1 protein-coding gene is annotated in these 213 nt (G+C 64.3%); it reads right to left on the bottom strand.

The genetic code is table 11. From position 1 onward, the window contains the following. A partial coding sequence (locus Abin_RS12380) for a hypothetical protein (protein WP_048847401.1) occupies positions 1-213 on the bottom strand: 213 nt, incomplete at both ends.

The following is a 213-nucleotide window of genomic DNA, read 5'->3' as shown; positions in this document are numbered from 1 at the left end:
CTGGTGACAGTCGCGTTTACCACAGTCGCGCTGGAGGCAATCGTCACCGTGCCGTTGCTGCCGACCGTCAGACCAGTCGCCGTGCCGCTTTCAACCAGATTGAACGCCCCGCCAGTGATGGTGGTATCTGTTGCAGACGCGCCGGCAAAGATCGTCGTCGTGCCACCCTGCTGGACTGTGCCGCTGGCACTGCCCCCCTGCTGCACCTGCAGG

The sequence above is a fragment of the Acetobacter indonesiensis genome (assembly GCF_000963945.1).
Classification (GTDB): domain Bacteria; phylum Pseudomonadota; class Alphaproteobacteria; order Acetobacterales; family Acetobacteraceae; genus Acetobacter; species Acetobacter indonesiensis.
This window is presented reverse-complemented; position numbering and strand designations above follow the sequence as displayed.